This is a genomic window from Pseudobutyrivibrio xylanivorans (assembly GCF_010906925.1).
Classification (GTDB): Bacteria; Bacillota; Clostridia; order Lachnospirales; family Lachnospiraceae; genus Pseudobutyrivibrio.
Map to the genome: position 1 here is coordinate 779,174 of NZ_VTVE01000001.1, position 17,007 is coordinate 796,180.

Genomic DNA, 17,007 nt, shown 5'->3' on the forward strand with positions numbered 1-17,007 from the left:
GGACTGAAATGAAGGTAAACAAGGGAGATTTTGGTGAATACGGGCCACGAGTTAGCGGTAAAGACTCAGTTATCTTTACTTTTTCTGTTGAGCCATCAGCCAAAACTGTTGGGATTATTCTCTTCGATAAAAAGAGTAAAAAACAGCTTTTTGAGGTAGATTTATCCAGAGAATACTCTGTGGGTAGAGTTTATTCTGCAGAAATTTCTGGTATTAATCCTGATGAGATTTGTTACCTTCTTAAGGAAGATAAGAGGACATATGTTGATAGTTATGCTACATCTGTTGTAGGACGTGATATTTGGGGTGATGTAGATAACAGGAAAAAGTCTAAATTCGCCGTTTATTCTGGCATTTCCCATATAGAAAAACCTTGGAAGGATGATGAAGTTGATATTGCATCTTCTGATATGGTTTTGTACAAGCTTCATATGAGAGGATTTACTGCTGGTTTCGGTATGTCGGATACTAAAATTGGCAATTACAAGGGCCTACTATCTAAGCTTAACTACCTGACAAAGCTTGGCATTACAAGTGTTGAGATAATGCCTGTTTATGATTTTGAAGAGTTATTTATTGAAAACAAGGTTATTATTTCAAAAAGAGGCGAGATGGTTCCTACACCAGAGTATACTGGTAAGACTAATTACTGGGGCTTTGGTATGGCTAATTATTTTGCTCCTAAGGCTTCCTATTTTGGTGGAGAGAGTAATGCAGTGGCAGGTCTTCGTAACATGATTTCTACCATGCATTCTAAGGGACTAGAGGTGATTATGGAGATGTCATTTGCCCTGGAAGTGTCAGATGACTATATCATTGATTGTCTCAATTACTATGTCAAATATTTCCATGTGGATGGATTTCATATTGTTGGATGCACGGCGCCTATCCAGCGTATTGCATCAGAGCCTTATCTTGCAGAGACTAAGATATTTTATGAGTATATTCCAGAAGAGATTCTTTGCAAGGAACATGGCAAAAAGCACTTATTTATTTACAACGATTCATTTATGAATGTTACACGTCAGATTCAGAATCATATGAATGGCAGCATGGTTCAGTTTGCTAACCATATGAGACGCCAAAATCAGGCCTATGGATTTGTTAATTATATGGCCAATGTTAACGGTTTTTCCCTTTGGGACTCTTACTCTTATGGTGAAAAGCATAACTTAGATAATGGAGAGGAAAATCGTGACGGTACTAATACCAACTACTCATTTAATTACGGAGTAGAGGGTAAGACTACTAACAAGACTATTAACGCTAACAGATATCGTGAGATGAGAAATGCGTTTACAGCGCTTTTCCTTTCTCAGAGTGTGCCGCTTTTTGTTGCTGCAGATGAGACAGCAGCTACACACTTAGGCAACAATAATCCATACTGTCAAGATAACAAAATGGGTTATACAGTATTTGCTAAAAATAAAAACAAAAATACTCTTTCAAACTTTGTATCACAGCTTATTGAGTTTAGAAAGAATCATAAGTGTATTAGAGGTGAGACACCATTTCTAATGAATGATTATAAGCACCTGGGTCTTCCTGATATGTCATTTCATGGCTCTGAGCCTTGGATGATGACTATCGGCGAGGAGCAAAAGGCTCTTGGTGTTTTATATAATGGCGCATACGCTAAGGAAAAAGAGGAAGTATTTGTTTGTTATAATTTCCACTATGATTCAGTGGATATGGCACTTCCTTTGTTGTCGCCAGGCAAGCGATGGCGTTTGTGTTTTAATACAGCTGAATATGATGACAAGAGCGATTTTAAGCCAAAGCCTATTAATAATCAGCAATCACTTTCTGTTCCTGGCAATTCAATAAGTGTGCTTGTGGGACTTAAGGTAGAAAAGAAATAGAAATAGGAGTTTGTTGTTTTGAAGGCTTTACAACATTTTTTGACGATAACGCGTCACAGACATCAGGTGATGAAATTATGTTTTGGTGTCGGTTTATATAGACAGGGACTTTTGCATGATTTGTCCAAATATTCTTGGACAGAGTTTTCTGTTGGAGCTAAATATTATCAGGGCGATAGGAGTCCTAATGATGCCGAAAGGCAGGATAGGGGCGTATCCTATGCTTGGTTACATCATAAGGGCAGAAATAAGCATCATTTAGAATATTGGGTTGATTATGATCCAACACGACAGAAATTATTAGCTGGAGCTAAGATGCCAGTTAAATATGTAGTTGAAATGTATTGTGATAGAGTTGCAGCATGCAAGATATATCACAAGGATGCATATTCTGATAGTTCAGCACTAGAATATTTTGATAAGGGACGGAGCAAGGAGCTTATGCATCCTGAGTCAGCAGCCCTTCTTAGAGATATGCTTTCTTATTTGGCTGAGCATGGCGAGAAGGCTACAAGTTTATATATTCGCAAAGAGATTTTACATAATAAAAGATAGGTTTTAGGAGATTAATAGTAATGGAAAAGGAAAGAAAAGTATTATATTCAGGTATGCAGGCCACTGGCAAGCTTACACTTGGTAACTATATAGGAGCATTAAAAAACTGGGTTAACCTTCATGAGGATTATGATTGCTTCTTTGGAGTAATGGATTTACATTCACTTACAGTTCGTCAGAATCCTACAGAGTTCAAGCAAAATGCTAGACGTATCTACACTCAGTATGTGGCTGCAGGACTTGATCCTAAGAAAAACTGCATTTATTTCCAGTCCCATGTTTCTGCTCATGCAGAGCTTGGTTGGATTTTAGATTGCTTTACCTACATGGGTGAGCTTAATCGTATGACTCAGTTCAAGGATAAATCTGCTAAACATGCAGACAATATTAACGCAGGTCTTTTTACATATCCAGCTCTTATGGCTGCTGATATTTTGCTTTATCAGGCTGATTTGGTGCCAATTGGTGCAGACCAGAAGCAGCATCTTGAGATTTGCCGCGATGTAGCAGAGCGTGTTAACAATATTTATGGTGATGTATTTACAATTCCTGAGGGATTCTTCCCTAAGGCTGGAGCTCGTATTATGTCACTTGCAGAGCCTACTAAAAAGATGTCTAAATCAGATGAAAATGTTAATGCTACAATTTATCTTATTGATGACAGAGATACAATTATTCGTAAGTTTAAAAAGGCTGTTACTGATTCAGAGGCAGAGGTTCGCTATGATGTAGAAAATAAGCCAGGGGTTTCAAATCTCATGGAAATTTACGGCGTTGTAACAGATAAGACTATGGATCAGGTTGCAAGAGAGTTTGAAGGCAAGGGCTACGGTGATTTCAAGCTTGCAGTTGGTGAAGCTGTTGCAGATATGCTAGATCCTTTCCACGCAAGATGTGCGGAGCTTGAAAAGGATAAGACATTCATCAATGAGTGCATAAAGGAGAATTCTGAAAAAGCTGCTTATTTTGCTAACAAGACCCTTCGTAAGGTTCATAAGAAACTTGGGCTTGTTGAAAGAATTAGATAATTAGTATTTACACAAAAGACAAGAGTATGATAATATGCTCTTGTCTTTTTTCTATATACATTCAATTTTTATCCCAAGGAGATTAATTGTATAGCATAGTTAATACCGCTACCGTTTTCGGTATCGATTCAAAGCTTATATCTGTGGAGGCAGATATATCTGAAGGTATGCCTATTTTTGAGATGGTAGGATACCTTTCTTCAGAGGTAAAGGAGGCAAAGGAGCGAGTTAGAGCGGCTCTTAAAAATGAGGGTTATACTTTGCCAGTCAAAAGAATCACCATTAATTTATCACCAGCCAGCATCAAAAAGACAGGAGCAGGATTTGATTTACCTATTGCTGTAGCCATTCTTTCGGCCATAGGAATCATTAATTGCGAAAAGATGGATAAGATATGCATGCTGGGAGAAATATCCCTAGATGGCAAAATACAGCCTGTAAACGGCGTGCTCTCTATGGTTACCGCTGCAAAGAAAAATGATTTTGAAATTGTCATTGTTCCAAAGGCTAATCTACTGGAGGCTAGGCTTATTTCAGGGATAACCACCATTGGAGTTTCAAAGCTATCAGAAGTAATTGAAATATTAAACGAGGGATTATTTCAGATGGAAGAAATTCCATCGGTTAATGGAGACTTTCCTATTGAGACGGAATATGATTTTGAAATGATTAATGGGCAACAAGCATTAAGGCGAGCTTGTGAGGTGGCTATTTCTGGAATGCACAATATTCTGATGGTAGGTCCACCGGGAGCAGGGAAATCCATGATGGCAAAATGTATTCCATCTATTTTGCCGGCCATGGATATAGAAGAGCAGATGGAGATATCTAAGATTTATTCTGTATCCGGAAAGTTTGATGAGAGAAAAGGTTTGATAAAAAATAGGCCTTTTAGAAGTCCTCATCATACAATTTCTGCACAGGGGCTCGTAGGCGGAGGGCAATATCCTAAGCCAGGTGAGATTTCTCTCGCACATAAGGGGATATTATTCCTTGATGAGCTTACGGAATTTGCAAAGAGCACAATCGAGATTTTGCGTCAGCCTATGGAGGATAAGGAGGTTACCATATCAAGAACTGCTGGAAGCTTTACCTATCCAGCTGATTTTGTTCTTGTTGCAGCCATGAACCCTTGCTCTTGCGGTTATTATCCAGATTTAAATAAGTGCCACTGTTCGAGGCTTTCTATTCAGCGTTATATGTCTAAAATATCTCAGCCACTTTTAGATAGAATAGATATCTGTGCCGAAGCGCCTACTCTCAATTTTTCTCAAATAACAAGCAGAGGAAAAAATGAAAGCTCAAATGATATCAGAGAGCGAGTTATGAGGTGTCAGCAGATTCAACAGGAAAGATATAAGGACTATAGCTTTAAATTTAATAGTCAAATACCAAACAGCCTAATTAATAAATTTTGTAACCTTGGCCATGAAGAAGCAGAATTTATGGAAGAGATGTACGAGAAATACGCTCTTACTGCTAGAACCTATCACAAGGTTCTTAGGGTTGCCAGGACTATTGCAGACATGGATGGGGATGATGATATTAGAATAGCTCATCTGCGAGAATCGCTAGTGTATAGAGGTCTTGATAAGAAGTTTTGGGAGGTGACTATTTGAGTAATGAATTAGCCTTCCAATACTGGTTTTTACAAAATGAAGATATCAGCTATGGCAAGAAACAAAAGCTGATTGAGTATTTCTATAATTCCTTTAATATTTACACCGCCTCTAAAAATGAGTTAGTTTCATCCATGCTGTTTACTGAAACTGAAGCAGAATTATTTATAAAAAATAGAAGTTTGTACCAGGTGGATAAAGCATATGAAAGATTTTGCCAATCCCCATTTTCATTTATAACAACAGAAGACCCTAGCTATCCTCAAAAGCTTGCCAATATATATGATAACCCCTACGGGCTTTTTTATAATGGCAATTTGCCTTCTTTCAACCATTGTATTGCAATTGTTGGGGCAAGACGATGTAGTGCCTACGGTAAAAAGTTGGCCTTTGAACTGGGAAATCGGCTGGCAAAAGAGGGATTTACAATTATAAGTGGTATGGCAAGAGGAATTGATACTCATTCTCATAGAGGGGCTATAGAGGCATCTGGAAAGACAGTGGCAGTGCTTGGATGTGGATGTGATGTTATTTATCCGCCAGAGAACCATTTAATATATGAAGAAATAGTGCAAAACGGTGCAGTAATGTCGGAATATCAAATGGGTTCATCGCCTATAGCACAGAACTTTCCAAGAAGAAATAGGATAGTATCTGCTTTATCAGACATTGTAATTGTTATTGAGGCTAGAGAAAAATCTGGCTCACTTATAACTGCAGATTTAGCTTTAGATCAGGGCAAGGATATCTATGTTGTCCCTGGAAGAATTGGGGATAGCCTTAGTGAGGGCTGTAATAGGCTGATATCTCAAGGAGCAGGTATCATATACAACGTAGACGCTTTTATAAATGAGATTTTAGAAAGGTACGGTAAGGTAAATCAGAAGAGGACAGTTGTCAATCAAAGGCCTAATATTTCAAGGGAAGAAAAGAAGATATTGTCTCTTTTTGACTATTATCCAAAGAGTCTTTCTACAATTATGGAACAGACAAATATTGATTATTTGAATTTACTGTCAGTTGTTTATTCTCTAGAAAAACAAGGCCTTATTGAAGAAGTATTTAAGAATAATTATGTGAAATTCAGTTAAAATTTCGATAAATTGTTACCTCATCAAATAAAATTCACCTTGAAAATAGAAAATTTATGTTGTATATTGAATACCGATTCTAAAATTCAGTGTCTATTCAAGCGCTGATAAATGATTATTAATTTAAGGAGCATAATATAAATGGCAAAAAATCTTGTTATAGTAGAGTCTCCAGCAAAGGTGCATACAATCAAGAAGTTTTTGGGAAGCAATTATGAAGTTATGGCTTCGCAGGGACATGTCAGGGATATGCCAAAGAGCCAGCTCGGCTTCGATCCAGAAAATGATTTTGAACCTAAATATATAACTATCAGAGGAAAGGGAGAATTGCTTGCGGCACTTCGTAAGGAAGTGAAGAAGGCAGATAAGATTTATCTTGCAACTGATCCCGACCGTGAGGGAGAAGCTATTTCATGGCATCTTACTCACGCTCTCAATCTTCAAGATAAAAAGGTATATCGTATTACCTTTAATGAAATTACAAAGACTGCTGTTAAAAATTCTCTTAAGAATCCTAGAGAAATCGATATGGATTTAGTTGATGCACAGCAGGCAAGACGTATGCTTGATAGAATGGTTGGATATAAGATTTCGCCACTTCTTTGGGCAAAGGTCAAAAGAGGACTTTCCGCTGGACGTGTTCAGTCGGTAGCCCTCAGAATTATCTGTGATAGAGAAAAGGAAATCGAGCAGTTTATTCCACAGGAATACTACACACTGGATGTTCTTCTTGATACAGAAGGGTCTAAAAAGCCAATTGTTGCCAAGTATTATGGTGACAAGACTGGCAAAAAAGATATATCAGACAAAGCTTCACTTGATAAGATAATGGAGGAGCTTAAGGGGGCTGAATTCTCAATTGCTTCTATTAAGAGAGGTACAAGAGAGAAGAAGGCACCACTTCCTTTTACTACATCTACAATGCAACAGGAAGCATCAAAGGCTTTGAATTTCTCAATTCAAAAGACTATGAGTGTTGCTCAGCAGCTTTATGAAGGTGTTTCAGTTAAAGGCCACGGTACAATCGGTCTTATCACTTACCTTCGTACAGATTCTACTCGTGTTTCTGATGAAGCCAGAGCAGCGGCTGAGAGCTTTATTACTTCAAATTATGGTGATAATTACCTTTCAGCACCTATAGCTAGTTCTAAGAAGAACTCTGGCAAGGTTCAGGATGCTCACGAGGCAATTAGACCAGCTAATATTGAGCTTGTTCCTTCCGAGATTAAGGACAGCCTTACAAGAGACCAGTACAGACTATATCAGCTTGTATGGAAGCGCTTTGTGGCTAGCCAGATGGCAAATGCTGTATACGATACAATTTCTCTTAATGTACAGGCTAAGGATCAGGTGTTTACAGCAGCTGAATCTGCTATAAAGTTCGATGGCTTTATGATGATATATGTATCAGCAGACGATGAAGAGGATGCTAAGACTCATCCACTTTCAAAGCTTACTGAGGATAGCAAGCTTTCTTTCAATAGTTTTGATGAAAAACAGCACTTTACTCAGCCACTTCCTCATTTTACTGAGGCATCACTGGTAAAGACTTTGGAGGAGCTTGGAATCGGTAGACCAAGTACATATTCACCTACAATTACAACACTTATCAAACGTCACTATATTACAAAAGAGGCAAAGAACCTCTTTGTTACAGAACTTGGTGAAGTAGTCAATTCTATTATGGAGGATTCATTCCCTATAATTGTTGATGATAAATTTACAGCAAATCTTGAGTTACTTTTGGATGGAGTTGAAGAGGGCACAGTTGAATGGAAATCTGTTGTTAGAAATTTCTATCCTGACCTTGAGAAGGCTGTCAAAGTTGCTGAGGACGAGTTGGCTAAGATTGAGATTCATGATGAGGTTACTGATGTTATCTGCGAAGAATGCGGACGTAACATGGTAATTAAGTTTGGACCTCATGGTAAGTTCTTGGCATGTCCTGGATTCCCAGAGTGCAGAAACACTAAGCCATTCCTTGAGAAGGTGGGTGTACCTTGTCCTAAATGTGGAGGCGATGTTGTTATTCGTAAGTCCCAAAAAGGACGCAAGTTTTACGGTTGTGCTAATCATCCAGAATGTGATTTCATCAGCTGGTCTAAACCAACTGTTGAGAAGTGTCCAAAGTGCGGCACATATATGGTTGAAAAGGGGAATAAATTAGTTTGCGCAAATGATGAATGTCGATTTGTTCAAAGTGTAAATAAAGAATAAGATAATTCAAAAATGTTGGAAATGTACACAACAAAAAGAATAGTCTGAATTTTATTGCAATTCATACAAGTCGGTGCTATAATTTGTACAAATTCACTCTAAGAGTGGTACAGGGGAACGCTGTGTATGAGGAGTTTGATACATTCGTATTAGATTTAGGAGGAAATTATTTTCATGAGCGTACAGTTATTAGATAAGACAAGAAAGATCGGAAAGCTTCTTCATAACAACAATTCTTCAAAGGTTGTATTCAATGATATTTGTTCAGTTTTAACTGAGATTTTGGACTCTTCAGTTCTTGTTATTTCTAAGAAGGGAAAGGTTTTAGGTCTTTCTCATCTTCCAAATACTACAGAAATTGGTGAGCTTATCGTTGATGAAGTAGGTGGTTTTATCGATCCACTTCTCAATGAGAGATTACTTTCAATTCTTTCTACAAAGGAAAATGTTAATCTTAAGACATTAGGTTTCGAGAAGGGCGATATTGACATGTATTCAGCAATTATTGCTCCTATCGATATTGCTGGCGAGCGTCTTGGTACACTTTTTGTTTATAGATTTGATAAGCAGTATGATATTGATGACATCATTCTTACAGAGTATGGCACAACAGTAGTTGGTCTTGAGATGATGCGTTCAGTTAATGAGGAGTCTGCTGAGGAGAACAGAAAGCTTCAGGTAGTAAAGAGTGCTATTTCAACACTTTCTTACTCAGAGCTTGAGGCTATTATTCATATCTTTGATGAGCTTGATGGCAATGAGGGCGTACTTGTTGCATCAAAGATTGCTGATAGAGTAGGTATTACAAGATCAGTTATCGTTAATGCACTTCGCAAGTTTGAGTCTGCAGGTGTTATTGAGTCTCGTTCATCAGGTATGAAGGGTACTTACATCAAGGTATTAAATGATGTTGTATTCGATGAACTTGAGGAAATTAAGAAGAATAAATAATCTTTATAGAACTTAATATTAAGGATTGTGTGTTATAAAAGGACTTACGTTTGTAGGTCCTTTTTTGTATACAGTATAATTCATTACTTTTTCACATGTTTTTCGTATTATAAAAGAGATTATAAATTGTTACATAATATAACTGCTTATGACACAATTTCTTGTGTGAGCTTATTTTAAATTATACTATATGATGTAAAAACTTCTTGTGTTTTCTGACAGATAATTTATAATAAAATTAGTCTAGGAGGATTGTTGTATGATTAGTTCAGATGCCTTTGGATATATTAATTTGTTGGACGGTGCAGCTGATGCCAGCTGGCAGCGTGAAACACTTATTATGAATAATATTGCTAATAACGATACACCTGGCTACAAGCGTCAGGATATAGAGTTTGAGAGCGTATTAAGACGTGAGCTTATCGGCACTCATGAGCGTACATTGGATAGGGCTGTAGATGTCCTTGATAATGATGGCAATCATGTGGACGGCATTGAATATACTGATTATGAGAATTTTTCCTATCGATTAGACGGCAATAATGTTGATATGGATACCGAAAATGTTGAATTGGCTTCAGAGCAGATTCGTTACAATGCCATTAATACCAGCATTCAAAACGAATTTTCTAGATTTAAGTCAGTTTTGAGATAGTTATTATATTTTATAGGAGGTATTTATATGGGATTATTTCAACCTTTTGATATAGCTGCGTCTGGTATGACAGCACAGCGCTTTAGAATGGATATTATAGCGGAGAATATCGCTAATGTTAGTACCACTAGAACAGAAAATGGTGGTCCTTATAGACGTAAAATAGTTACTTTCGAGGAAAAGCAGCTCAAGTCTGGTGTGCCTTCATTTAGACATATTTTGAAGGACAGCACAGCTGCCTATAATGGCAACGGTGTTAAGGCTACAAAAGTTTCAGAGGATATGGAGAATGATTTTATTATGGAATATGATCCTTCTCATCCGGATGCCGATGAAAATGGCTATGTTTCATATCCTAATGTTAATACAGTTACTGAGATGACAAATCTTATCGATGCCAGCCGTTCATATGAGGCTAACACTACAGCTTTTCAGGCTATTAAGTCAATGGCAACTACTGGCATATCTATTGGGCAGGTTTAATTTATTATTCAAGGAGTATAAATGGACGTTAATTCTATACAGGGCTTATATGGTGCTACACCTGTTACATCAGCAGAGACAAAAATTGATGCAGATAAGGGCTTTCAGAGTATGCTAGATTCGGTTATGGCTTTACTTGATGATACTAATTCTGCAATTAAGACGGCTAATAGGGAACAGGTGGCCTTTGCTCTTGGCGAGACTGATAACACCCACGATTTAATGATTGCAGAGCAGAAAGCTAATATTGCTCTTCAGTATACTGTGGCAGTGCGCGACAAGGTACTTGAGGCATATCAACAGATTATGCAGATGCAGGTGTAATTTTATTCTTGTTTTAAAATTTTTTCAGGGGGAATAACATGCCGGAACAAATTCAAGCTCTTCTCAATAGAATATTAGAGTGGTGGAGAAAGTTCACAAGAAGGCAGCAGGTTTTGATTATATCTATATCTGCTGTTGTTATTGTGTCTTTTATTATTTTGGCTGTGATTATCACTAGACCTACAATGGTCAAGCTTATAGATTGTGAAGATGGTGTACAGGCTAATGCTGTTAAGGAACTTCTTACAGAGAATGACATTCCTTATGAGACAAGTCAGGATGGATTCACATTCTTCATTAATGAAAAAGACGAGGCTGATGCCAATATTCTTTTAGGTTCCAATTCCATTCCTAGTTCAGGATATTCTATTAATGATGCAGTAGATGGCAGCTTTTCTACTACAGAAGCTGATAAACAAAAGAAATACAAGCTCTATCTTGAGAGTAAGTTTGAGGATACTATCACTAGCCTCAGTATGGTTACTGATGCGGATGTCACTCTTAATATTCCAGATGAGGATGGAACTCTTATTTCTCATGCGGAGCCTGGCTACGCTACAGTTGTTGTAGGACTTTCTAACCCTATGACTTCAAATACAGCGGCTGGTATTGCAAAATATATGTCTGTCAACCTAGGCAATGATGATACTGAGAATATCATGATTATGGATAGAGATGGTAATGTGCTGTTTGCTGGTGGCGATGCTAACTCGGCAGCTGGCAATGCATCTGCTAATCAGGACGTGAGAGATAGAGCAAGAAAAGAGATTGCTGAGCGAGTTGAGAATGTCCTTGATGGAACCAATCTATACGACAACATAACAGTTGGCGTTAACCTATCTATGAACTTTGACGAGAACAGCTGGGTTAACTACGACTATTCCGTAGATGAGGGCAGAACAGAGGGCTATCTTGATAGTGAATCATGGTCTAACTCTGAGTCTACTGGAGGCTCTGGCGGTGTGCCTGGCACAGACACCAATGACGATGACACTACATACGTCATGGAAAATGGCAATGTGACTTCTACTACAACAGAAGAAGGTGAGAAAGACTATCTTCCAGATGAGCTTATTACCACTCATAAGGACGAGATAGGAAAGCAGGTTCTTGAGGATTCTTCTATTTCTGTTACATGTAAGACATTTGCTATTTACAATCAGGATAAGATGGAAGCAGATGGTACTTTGGATGAGCTTGGACAGACATTTGATGAGTTTGTAAAGGCTAATTCAGAGCCTGTTCAGCTTGAAGTTTCAGATGATATTGTTGAAGTTGTAGCTAGAGCTACTGGCTTCCCTACTACTAGTGTTAAGGTTGTTTCTTACGAGATTCCGATGTTCCAGTATTCAGAGGGTTCTGGACTTGGACTTACAGATATTTTACAGATTGTTTTGGCGTTGCTTATCTTTGCAATGCTTGGATTTGTCGTGTTCCGCAGTCTTCGTACAGAGGAAGAAGAGCCTGTGGAGCAGGAGCTTACAATTGATGATCTTATTGCTTCTACTCAAGAAGAGGAGGAGGAGCTTGAGGATATTGGCTACACGGAGAAATCCGAAGCCCGCATTCTAATCGAAAAGTTTGTTGACGAAAAGCCTGAGGCTGTAGCTCAGCTTTTACGAAATTGGTTAAACGAGGATTGGGGATAATGTATGGCAGCAGAAGAACTTAATGGCGTTCAAAAAGCCGCAATACTTCTAATAGCCTTAGGACCAGAGAAGTCTTCGCAGATTTTCAAGCATCTCAAGGAAGAGGAAATAGAGGAACTTACCCTTGAGATTGCTAATACCAGAAGTATTTCTCCAGCTCTTAAGGAAGAAGTTATCGAAGAATTTTATCAGGTATGTTTAGCTCAGCAGTACATTGCAGAAGGTGGTATCGGTTACGCAAAGGAACTTTTGGAAAAGGCTCTTGGCGACGACCGCGCACAGGATGTTATTACAAAGCTTACTGCTTCACTTCAGGTTCGACCATTCGAATTTATTCGAAAGACAGAGCCTTCTCAGGTGTTGAACTTCATTCAGGAAGAGCATCCACAGACTATTGCTATGATTTTGTCTTATCTTTCAGCTGGTCAGGCATCCCTTATTATTGGTGCGTTGCCTCCAGAAAAGCAGGCTGATGTAGCAAAGCGTATTGCACTTATGGATAGAACTAGCCCAGAGGTCATCAAGGAAGTTGAGCGAGTTCTTGAGAGGAAACTTTCTTCACTTATCAATCAGGATTACACTATCGCCGGCGGCGTTGATGCGGTAGTTAATATTCTTAATACAGTTGATCGTGGTACAGAGAAGCGTATCATGGAATCTTTGGAAATCGAAGAGCCAGAGCTTGCAGAAGAAATCAGAAAGAAGATGTTCGTATTCGAGGATATCCTTCTTTTGGACGATCGTGCTATTCAGCGTGTGCTTAGAGATGTTGATAACTCAGATCTTGGAGTTGCACTTAAGGGAGCAAATGAAGAGGTTCAGGCAGCTATCTTTAAGAATCTTTCTACTCGACTTGCAGCTATGATTAAGGAAGACATGGAATTCATGGGACCTGTTCGTATGAAGGACGTAGAAGAGGCTCAGCAGAAGATAGTTGGTATTATCAGAAAGCTTGAGGATTCTGCGGAAATTGTTATTTCTAGAGGAGGCGGAGATGAGCTCATTGTCTAGTAACAATGTCATCTATGGTTTCTTGGTTGCTCCTAATGAGGTGGACGAAGAAGGAAACAACGATGAACTTGTAATTGATTCTAATGATTTAGCAAGAGAACTTATCTTAAAGCAGGAAAAAGCCTACAAGGCTAAGCTTTTAGAGGAAGAACGTGAGCGACGTCTTGCAGCTATGAGAGAGGCTGGCGAGGAGGTTCCAGAAGGAATGGATCCAGATGAATTCCTTGGCCTAGCTGATTCTATTATGCAGAAGGAGGAGCCTGAAAGCTCAATTGAAACAGAGCAGATTTTGGCAGATGCCAATGCTGAGGCAGAGAGAATTATCGCAGATGCCCATGCTCAGGCTGATGAGATTATTAATGCTGCGCAGCTCAATGCTGATGCCATGAAGAATCTTGCCCGCCAGGATGGCGAGAAGGAAGGCTACAACGAGGGCACTCAAAGAGCAGCTCTTGAGCTTCAAGATGCAAAGCGCAACATGGATGCTGAAATCCAGCAGATTTCAAATGATTTCATGGATCGTCAGCTTACAATGGAACATGACATAGTTGAAATGTGTATTCCAGTTTTTGAACATGTCTTTTCTGCAGAGTTATCTGGTAGAAAGGATGTTATATATCATTTGCTAGACCACTGCATTATGAAAATTGAGCGCACTGGTCAGATGCAGATAAAAGTTAGCGATGCGAATGCAGAGTTTATTAAAGGGAAAAAAGAGGAAATTCAGGGTAAAATAGGCGCCGAAGTAGGACTTGATGTTATTGCGGATCCTCTTTTAAATGACAGTCAGTGTATTATCGAGACAGACGGAGGAATTTTCGACTGCAGTATTGATACCGAACTTGATAATCTGATTAGAGAGATAAAAGCGCTAGCATATAGAGGATAGCGTTAGGAGGAGAATGGACCAGGGTTTATTAATGCAGCTTACTGAGAAGGACTATTTTAAATCTCTCGGCAAGGTTGTAAAAGTTGTTGGACTTACAATTGAATCAGTTGGACCTGAAGCCAAGCTACGTGATTTGTGCGAGATTATTGTTGAAGGCTCAGATCAGCGTATTAAAGCAGAGGTTGTTGGATTTAAAGACAAACGTCTGCTTTTGATGCCTTATGAGAACGTTGAAGGTATTGGCGTTGGTTGCATGGTAGAAAACACAGGACATCCTCTGGGAATCCCTGTAGGGGACCAGTTACTTGGACATTTGGTTGATGGACTTGGTATGCCATCTGATATTGATGACCTTACTGAGTTTGAAGAATTGCCAGAATATCCTGCGGAGGCTGATCCTCCAGATCCTATGGCTCGAGTTATTATCAAGGAGCCTCTTTCTCTAGGAGTTAAGGCTGTTGATGGTCTTATTACAGTTGGAAAGGGACAGAGAATTGGAATTTTTGCCGGCTCAGGTGTAGGTAAATCTACTCTTATGGGTATGTTTGCCCGTAACACCAAGGCTCAGATAAATGTTATAGCTCTTATTGGAGAGCGTGGACGAGAAGTTAGAGAATTCGTTGAAAATGATTTGGGTCCAGAAGGTATGGCCCGTTCTGTTGTTGTATGCGCTACTTCTGATAAGCCAGCTCTTATCAGAAAAAAGGCTGCTCTTACAGCGACAGCTATTGCCGAGTATTTTAGAGATCAGGGCAAGGATGTTCTTTTGATGATGGACTCACTTACCCGTTTTTCGATGGCTCAACGAGAGATAGGACTTGCTTCTGGTGAGCCTCCTGTTACAAGAGGATATCCACCATCAGTTTATTCTGAAATGCCTCGTCTTTTGGAGAGAGCAGGTAATGCTGCTGTAGGGTCTATTACAGGACTTTACACAGTCCTAGTAGACGGTGATGACTTCAACGAGCCAATCACTGATACAGCTCGTTCTATTTTAGATGGACATATTGTTTTGAACAGAAAATTAGCCCAGAAGAATCATTATCCTGCTATAGATGTATTGCAGTCTATTTCCAGAGTTATGTCAGCTGTTGCCACTCCGGAACATAAATCTATTGCTGGAAAGCTTAAGAATGTTCTTGCAACATATCAAGAGGCTGAGGATTTGATTAATATTGGTGCATATAAGAATGGCTCTAATAAGGCTATTGATTATGCGATTCAAAAGATTGACGCTGTTAATGATTTTCTTTTACAGAGTACAGCAGATAAATTCGAGTATGACGAGATTTTGGAGATGATGGCTGCAATCTTTCAAGAGTGAGGGATGATTTATGGCAAAATTTGTCTACAGAATGCAAAATATACTTGATTTAAAGCAAAAGCTAGAAGAGCAAGAGAAGGCCAATTTTGGCCTTGCTGTAGCCCGATACAACGAGGAACAGCAAAAACTTAGAGATATTATGGTTCGTCAGGCGGGATATGAAAAACACTTAAAGGATATTTCTATTGGCGATATTGATATCAAAGAAATCAGATCTTGTAAATCGGCTATTGCAGCTATGAAGGTTGCTCTTAGAAGTCAGCTTATTGAGGTATCTAAGGCTCAAAAAGCCATGGAGAATGCTAGAAGAAAGCTGAACGCAGTTATGATGGAGCGAAAAATGCATGAAAAACTGAGAGAGCATGCATTTGAAGAATTTTTAGATGAAATCGATAGGGAAGAAAGTAAGATAACTGACGAGCTTGTTAGTTACACTTACTTTAACAATTCAAGTGAGGATGATTAGTTATGGCAGACGTAACAGAGATGCAGGAAAATGAAGGAACTGAAGTAGATCCAAAAGCTGCTAAAAAGGCGGCAAAGGAAGCGAAAAAGGCTGCTAAAAAAGCTAAAAAAGAAGCCAAGAAAAATGGCGAAGAATATGAAGATGACGACGAGTCTCTTGGCATCGGTGGTCGTCTTATAATGGGAGTTGTTGTGCTCCTTATTATTTTAATTTGGCTTGTAATCTTTGGCTTTTTGGTAAAGATGGACGTGGGCGGATTTGGTTCAACCGTCCTATTTCCTGTGCTCAAAGATGTGCCTTATGTTAATCGTATTTTACCTGGTATTGAGGAATATATTCCTCAGGAAGAGGATGCTTATGCTCAGTACACAACTGTTGAGGAAGCAGTTGATAGAATCAAGGAACTTGAAGTTGAAATTGAAGAGCTCAAGGCCTCAGGAAATGCTAACAGTGATTATATTGCTGAATTGGAAGCTGCAGCTGCTGAATTAGCAGAGTACAAGGCTAACGAAGCATCTTTTGAAGAAACTAAAGAAAAATTTTACGAAGAGGTTGTTTTTTCGGACAATGCACCCGATATAAATGAATATAAGACTTACTATGAGTCTATTGAGCCTGAAAATGCCGAAGCGATATACAAACAGGTGGTTTCTCAGTTGCAAAAAGACGCGGAAATCCAGGACTATATCAAGGCCTACTCAAGTATGAAGCCAAAGAACGCAGCTGCCATATTTGATACTATGACAGATGATTTTGACTTAGTATGTGAGATTTTACAGGGAATGGACGCTAGTACGAGAGCAGATATCCTAGCTGCAATGAACGCGGAAAATGCAGCAATCATCACTAAGATGATGGAACCATAGCTCCATGGTCTTATATT

At 38.9% G+C, this 17,007-nt stretch carries 16 protein-coding genes; all 16 read left to right on the plus strand.

Features of this window, described 5'->3' with window-relative positions; all coding sequences use genetic code 11:
* Positions 1-8: 8 nt before the first annotated feature.
* The 16 genes from F0Q01_RS03630 to F0Q01_RS03705 all read left to right on the plus strand — a co-directional run bounded on the left by F0Q01_RS03630 (position 9) and on the right by F0Q01_RS03705 (position 16,990).
* Positions 9-1,862, plus strand: a complete 1,854-nt coding sequence (locus tag F0Q01_RS03630; protein ID WP_090486361.1) for an alpha-amylase family glycosyl hydrolase — start codon at positions 9-11, stop codon at positions 1,860-1,862.
* 18 nt (positions 1,863-1,880) lie between these two features.
* Positions 1,881-2,417, plus strand: coding sequence for a DUF5662 family protein (locus F0Q01_RS03635; protein WP_090486364.1), 537 nt, complete (start codon positions 1,881-1,883; stop codon positions 2,415-2,417).
* 20 nt (positions 2,418-2,437) lie between these two features.
* Complete coding sequence (trpS, locus tag F0Q01_RS03640; RefSeq protein ID WP_090486367.1) at positions 2,438-3,445, plus strand: tryptophan--tRNA ligase; 1,008 nt, start codon at positions 2,438-2,440, stop codon at positions 3,443-3,445.
* Between the two features lie 86 nt (positions 3,446-3,531).
* Positions 3,532-5,064, plus strand: a complete 1,533-nt coding sequence (locus tag F0Q01_RS03645; protein ID WP_090486370.1) for a YifB family Mg chelatase-like AAA ATPase — start codon at positions 3,532-3,534, stop codon at positions 5,062-5,064.
* The gene (gene dprA, locus F0Q01_RS03650; RefSeq protein WP_090486374.1) at positions 5,061-6,155 is read left to right on the plus strand and encodes a DNA-processing protein DprA; all 1,095 of its coding nucleotides are present in this window, start codon (positions 5,061-5,063) and stop codon (positions 6,153-6,155) included. The genes F0Q01_RS03645 and dprA overlap by 4 nt, the downstream gene beginning before the upstream one ends.
* Before the next feature lie 141 nt (positions 6,156-6,296).
* Complete coding sequence (gene topA / locus F0Q01_RS03655; RefSeq protein WP_090486377.1) at positions 6,297-8,372, plus strand: type I DNA topoisomerase; 2,076 nt, start codon at positions 6,297-6,299, stop codon at positions 8,370-8,372.
* A gap of 174 nt (positions 8,373-8,546) precedes the next feature.
* Positions 8,547-9,323: a GTP-sensing pleiotropic transcriptional regulator CodY gene (gene codY / locus F0Q01_RS03660; RefSeq protein WP_090150696.1), complete on the plus strand. Its 777-nt coding sequence runs from the start codon at positions 8,547-8,549 to the stop codon at positions 9,321-9,323.
* A gap of 259 nt (positions 9,324-9,582) precedes the next feature.
* A complete protein-coding gene (gene flgB, locus F0Q01_RS03665) occupies positions 9,583-9,978 on the plus strand; it encodes a flagellar basal body rod protein FlgB (protein ID WP_090150699.1) in 396 nt (131 codons plus the stop codon).
* Between the two features lie 27 nt (positions 9,979-10,005).
* The gene (flgC, locus tag F0Q01_RS03670) at positions 10,006-10,461 is read left to right on the plus strand and encodes a flagellar basal body rod protein FlgC (protein ID WP_090150702.1); all 456 of its coding nucleotides are present in this window, start codon (positions 10,006-10,008) and stop codon (positions 10,459-10,461) included.
* A 21-nt stretch (positions 10,462-10,482) separates the two neighbouring features.
* Positions 10,483-10,785: a flagellar hook-basal body complex protein FliE gene (gene fliE, locus F0Q01_RS03675; protein ID WP_090150705.1), complete on the plus strand. Its 303-nt coding sequence runs from the start codon at positions 10,483-10,485 to the stop codon at positions 10,783-10,785.
* 38 nt (positions 10,786-10,823) lie between these two features.
* A complete protein-coding gene (locus F0Q01_RS03680) occupies positions 10,824-12,434 on the plus strand; it encodes a flagellar M-ring protein FliF C-terminal domain-containing protein (RefSeq protein WP_090486379.1) in 1,611 nt (536 codons plus the stop codon).
* Positions 12,435-12,437: 3 nt separating this feature from the next.
* A complete protein-coding gene (gene fliG / locus F0Q01_RS03685) occupies positions 12,438-13,445 on the plus strand; it encodes a flagellar motor switch protein FliG (RefSeq protein ID WP_090486383.1) in 1,008 nt (335 codons plus the stop codon).
* Positions 13,429-14,334, plus strand: a complete 906-nt coding sequence (locus F0Q01_RS03690; RefSeq protein WP_090486387.1) for a FliH/SctL family protein — start codon at positions 13,429-13,431, stop codon at positions 14,332-14,334. Before fliG ends, F0Q01_RS03690 begins: the two co-directional genes overlap by 17 nt.
* A gap of 13 nt (positions 14,335-14,347) precedes the next feature.
* Positions 14,348-15,658 (plus strand): flagellar protein export ATPase FliI, encoded by a 1,311-nt coding sequence (gene fliI, locus F0Q01_RS03695; protein ID WP_090150717.1) that lies wholly within the window; start codon positions 14,348-14,350, stop codon positions 15,656-15,658.
* 10 nt (positions 15,659-15,668) lie between these two features.
* Positions 15,669-16,124 carry a flagellar export protein FliJ gene (fliJ, locus tag F0Q01_RS03700; protein WP_090150719.1) on the plus strand — a complete coding sequence of 152 codons (456 nt, stop codon included), beginning with the start codon at positions 15,669-15,671 and terminating at the stop codon, positions 16,122-16,124.
* Positions 16,125-16,126: 2 nt separating this feature from the next.
* Positions 16,127-16,990, plus strand: a complete 864-nt coding sequence (locus F0Q01_RS03705; protein WP_242941825.1) for a MotE family protein — start codon at positions 16,127-16,129, stop codon at positions 16,988-16,990.
* The last annotated feature ends 17 nt before the right edge of the window (positions 16,991-17,007 follow it).